The following is a 4,882-nucleotide window of genomic DNA, read 5'->3' on the forward strand; positions in this document are numbered from 1 at the left end:
GGTCGGCTCCCACCGAAGCGCCGGGCTCCCACCAGACCGCCTTAGCCCGGTGGGAGCCGACCCTGTCGGCGATGCTCTTCGGCGAGCAGCGGTGCCTCAGCCCAGCTTCCGCGCCTGCTCACGCATCGCATCGGCCTGCCTGGTCCAGTCGGCGATGCGCTGGCGCTCCTGCTCGACGACTTCCGCCGGGGCGTTGGCGACGAAGTTGGCATTGCCGAGCTTGGCCTCGCATTTCCTGATCTCTCCCTCGACACGGGCGATCTCCTTGGCGAGGCGCGTCTTCTCCGCGCCTACGTCGATCAGTCCTTCCAGCGGGATCAGCGCACGCATGCCGCCGACCACGGCGACCGCTGCGGCGGGTTCTTCGCCATCCACCCAGGCCGGCGACTCGACCCGGCCCAGGAAGGCGATCTGCGCCGCGAACTTCGCCGAGCGCTCGCGATCCGTCGCATCGCCATCGCCAAGCAGCAGCGGGATGGTCTTGCCGGGCGCGATGTTCATCTCGGCACGGATACGGCGGACGCCGGTGAGCACGCCCTTGACCCACTCGATCTCGGCGGTGGCCGTATCGTCGCCTTCCACATCCGAGGCTTCCGGATAAGGCCGCAGCATGATCGTCTCGCCCTCGATGCCGAGCAGCGGGCGCACGTGCTGCCAGATTTCCTCGGTGACGAAGGGAATCAGCGGATGCAGCGCGCGCAGCAGCGTCTCCAGCACGTGGACCAGGGTGTATCGCGTGGAAGCCACGGCCACGGCATCGCCACTGCCGAGCGCAGGCTTGGACAGCTCCAGGAACCAGTCGCAGAACTCGTTCCAGGTGAACTCATACAACGCCTGTGCGGCGAGGTCGAAGCGGTAGAGCGCGAGTTGTTCCTTCACCGTCGCCAGCGTGTCGCGAAGGCGGGTGAGGATCCACCGTTCGGCTTCCGTGGCCGGCTTCGTCGGCGCGATCGCCTCTTCGCCGAGGTTCATCAGTACGAAGCGCGAGGCGTTCCACAGCTTGTTGACGAAGGCCTTGTAGCCGCCGCAACGCTCCAGGTCGAACTTGATGTCGCGGCCATGCGTGGCGAGCGAGGCGAAGGTGAAGCGCAGCGCATCGGCACCGAAGGCGGGGATGCCATCGGCGAACTCCTTGCGCGTGGACTTCTCGATCTTCTCGGCCATCTTCGGCTGCATCAGGCCGCGCGTGCGCTTGGCGAGCAGCTCGTCCAGGGCGATGCCATCGATGAGGTCGAGCGGATCGAGCACGTTGCCCTTGGACTTGGACATCTTCTGGCCATCCTTGTCGCGGATGAGGCCCGTGACATAGACGTCCTTGAACGGGACCTCGCCCGTGAAGTGGTCGGTGAGCATGATCATGCGCGCGACCCAGAAGAAGATGATGTCGAAGCCGGTCACCAGCACGCTCGACGGCAGGTAGCGGTCGAAACCCAGCTCGGCCTGGCGCTTCGGGTTCGGCCAGCCGAGCGTGGAGTGGCTCCACAAGCCGGACGAGAACCACGTTTCGAGGACGTCGTCGTCGCGGCGCAACGCACCGGTATAACCCTGCGCGGCGGCCCTGGCGGTGGCCTCGTCCTCGTTCCTCGCGACGATCACGCCGCCATTGTCGGTGTACCACGCCGGGATGCGATGACCCCAGGTCAGCTGGCGGCTGATGCACCAGTCCTGGATGTTGGCCAGCCAGTGGCGGTAGGTGCTGATCCAGTTCTCCGGCACGAACTTCACGTGGCCCTGCTCGACCAGTTCCAGGCCACGCGCGGCGAGCGTGTCCATCTTCACGAACCACTGCCAGGTGAGGTACGGCTCGATCACCTGGCCGCTGCGATCGCCACGCGGCACCTGCAGCTTGTGCTTCTTCGTCTCCACCAGGAGACCTTCGGCCTCCAGGTCGGCGAGCACGGCCTTGCGCGCGACGTAGCGATCCATGCCACGGTATTTTTCCGGCGCGGCGTCGTTGATCCTGGCATCGTCCGTGAGGATGTTGATCATCGGCAGGTTGTGGCGCTGGCCGATGGCGTAGTCGTTGAAGTCGTGGGCGGGCGTGATCTTCACGCAGCCGGTGCCGAAGTCCTTCTCGACGTAGTCGTCGGCGATGATCGGGATCTGCCGGTTCGACAGCGGCAGCGCGAGCATGCGCCCGATCAGGTGCGCATAGCGCTCGTCTTCCGGATGCACGGCCACCGCGACGTCGCCGAGCATGGTTTCCGGACGCGTGGTGGCGACGACCAGTTCGCCCGATCCGTCGGCCAGCGGGTAGCGGATCGACCACAGCGAACCGTCTTCCTCTTCGCTGACCACTTCGAGGTCGGAGATCGCGGTCTTCAGCACCGGGTCCCAGTTGACCAGCTTCTGGCCGCGGTAGATCAGCCCTTCCTCGGAGAGCCGCACGAAGGTCTCGATCACCGCCTCGGACATGCCCTCGTCCATGGTGAAGCGCTCGCGCGTCCAGTCGCCCGACACGCCCAGGCGGCGCATCTGGCGGCCGATCGTGTCGCCGGACTCGGCCTTCCATTCCCAGACGCGGGCGATGAACGACTCGCGGTCGAAATCCGAACGCTGCTTGCCCTCCGCGTTGAGCTGGCGGGTCACCACCATCTCGGTGGCGATGCCCGCGTGGTCGGTACCGAGCTGCCACAGCGTGTCGTAGCCGCGCATGCGGTGGTAGCGCACCAGGGTGTCCATGATCGTGTGCTGGAACGCGTGGCCCATATGGAGCGTGCCCGTGACATTGGGCGGCGGCAGCATGATCGTGTAGGGCGTGCCCTTGCCGGACGGCTTGAAATAGCCGTTGGCCTCCCACTGGGCGTACCACTTCGATTCGATCTGGCTGGGCTCGAAACTCTTGTCCATGCGTGGGCTCTCGGACGACGAAAAAGACCGCCATTGTAGGCGATACTTGGCGGATGACTGAACTCGAAGTGGCCGCGATCCTCGGCGCGGAGGGCCCTTTCGCCCGTGAAGTACCGGGTTTCGCACCGCGCGAGGCCCAGCAGCGCATGGCCTCGGCGGTTGCCGGGGCCATCGCCGAACGCGACGTCCTGATCGCCGAGGCGGGCACCGGCACCGGCAAGACCTTCGCCTACCTGGTGCCAGCCCTGATGTCGGGGCGGAAGGTCATCGTTTCCACCGGCACCAAGGCCTTGCAGGACCAGCTGTTCTTCCGCGACCTGCCCCGCGTGCATGCGGTGCTGGGCAGCCGGGCCAGGGTGAGCCTGCTCAAGGGGCGGGCCAACTACCTGTGCCTCTACCGCCTGGACCAGGCGGTGCGCGAGGGAAATCCCGACCGCCAGCTGGTTTCCCAGTTGTCCGCCATCCGCGCCTGGTCGGCGCGGACGCGTCGTGGCGACCGCATGGAAATGGTCGATATCCCGGAGGATTCGGCGGTCTGGCCCCGGGTGACCTCCACGCCGGAGAACTGCCTGGGATCGGAATGTCCGTTCTTCGAGGATTGCCACGTCGTGAAGGCGCGTCGCGAAGCCATGGAGGCCGACCTGGTGGTGGTGAACCACCATCTGCTGATGGCCGACCTGGCCCTCAAGCAGGAAGGCTTCGGCGAGATCCTGCCGGGTGCCGATGCCTTCATCCTCGATGAGGCGCACCAGATTCCCGAACTCGCCGGACAGTTCTTCTCGCAAAGCGTCAGTGCGCGGCAGCTCGTCGATCTGGGCCAGGACGCGCTGGCGGAGGCGCACGGTGTCACCGGAGCCACCAGCCAGTTGCTGGAACCGGTCGAGGCCATCCAGGACCTCGTGAAACGCCTTCGCCTGGCGATGGATGCGTTGCCGCCGAGAGGGCCCTTCGGGGCGCTGGATCGTGACCCCGTGGTGCACGGGGCGCTGCTCGAACTGCGCGATGTGATGGCGGCCATGGCCGACTTGCTCGCGGCACTCGGCGAGCGCTCGCGCGGGCTGGCGAACGTCCACGAACGGGCGCAGATGCTGAGCTTGCGCCTCGACCGCATCGCGGAAGAACACTCCGCCAGCGACGTGCGCTGGTACGAGACATGGCCGCGTGGATTCGCGTTGCATGCCACGCCGCTGGACCTGGCCGCGCCGTTGCGCGCGATGCGCATGTCCACGGATGCGGCGTGGATCCATACCTCGGCGACCTTGTCGATCGCGGGCGACTTCGGCCATTTCGCCCGCCAGCTGGGGCTGGAAGATCCACGTACGCTGCATGTGGAAAGCCCCTTCGACTATCGGCGCCAGGCACTGGCGTATTTGCCGGCGAATCTCCCCGATCCTGCCGCTCGCGACTACACCGACCGGGTGGTGGATGCCGTCCGGCCCGTCCTCGATGCCTCGGATGGGCGGGCCTTCCTGTTGTTCACCTCGCATCGCGCGCTGCGGCGCGCGGCCGAGCTGTTGGAAGGCCGCGTGCCGTGGCCACTGTTCGTGCAGGGGAGTGCGCCGCGGCACCGCCTGCTGGAGGAATTCAGGGCGAGCGGACGCGGCGTATTGCTCGGCGCGGCGAGTTTCTGGGAAGGCGTCGATGTGGCGGGTGAGGCATTGAGCGTGGTGGTGATCGACAAGCTGCCCTTCGCGATGCCCGACGATCCCGTGCTGCAGGCGCGGCTAGAGGCATTGGAGGAAGCGGGTATCAATCCCTTCATGGGGTGGCAGGTACCCACGGCGGTGATCGCATTGAAGCAGGGGGTCGGCCGCCTGATTCGCGACGTGCACGACCGGGGGGTGCTGGTGCTGTGCGATCCGCGCTTGAGCACGAAGGGTTATGGACGGTTGTTCCTGGCCAGCCTGCCGCCCATGCCGAGGACGCGGGAACTGGCGGATGTGGTGGGGTTCTTCGCATCGGGCGCCGCGGCGGATTGAATCGCGGACAGGGTCCGCTCCCACCGGGTGGTGGCGTGTCCGGCACCTGTCTC

General features: G+C 66.7%; 2 protein-coding genes. One reads left to right on the top strand and one right to left on the bottom strand.

Going from position 1 to position 4,882, the window contains the following annotated elements; translation table 11 throughout:
- Positions 1-96 precede the first annotated feature (96 nt).
- Positions 97-2,850 (bottom strand): valine--tRNA ligase, encoded by a 2,754-nt coding sequence (locus tag ACR9ZJ_RS18870; protein ID WP_481288631.1) that lies wholly within the window; start codon positions 2,848-2,850, stop codon positions 97-99.
- Between the two features lie 53 nt (positions 2,851-2,903).
- Between ACR9ZJ_RS18870 and yoaA the strand changes: the two genes are divergently transcribed.
- On the top strand, positions 2,904-4,829 hold the full coding sequence (gene yoaA, locus ACR9ZJ_RS18875) for a DNA repair helicase YoaA (protein WP_481281249.1): 1,926 nt from the start codon (positions 2,904-2,906) through the stop codon (positions 4,827-4,829).
- Positions 4,830-4,882: the final 53 nt, after the last annotated feature.

The organism is Luteibacter sp. KNZ12-1A, assembly GCF_056755675.1.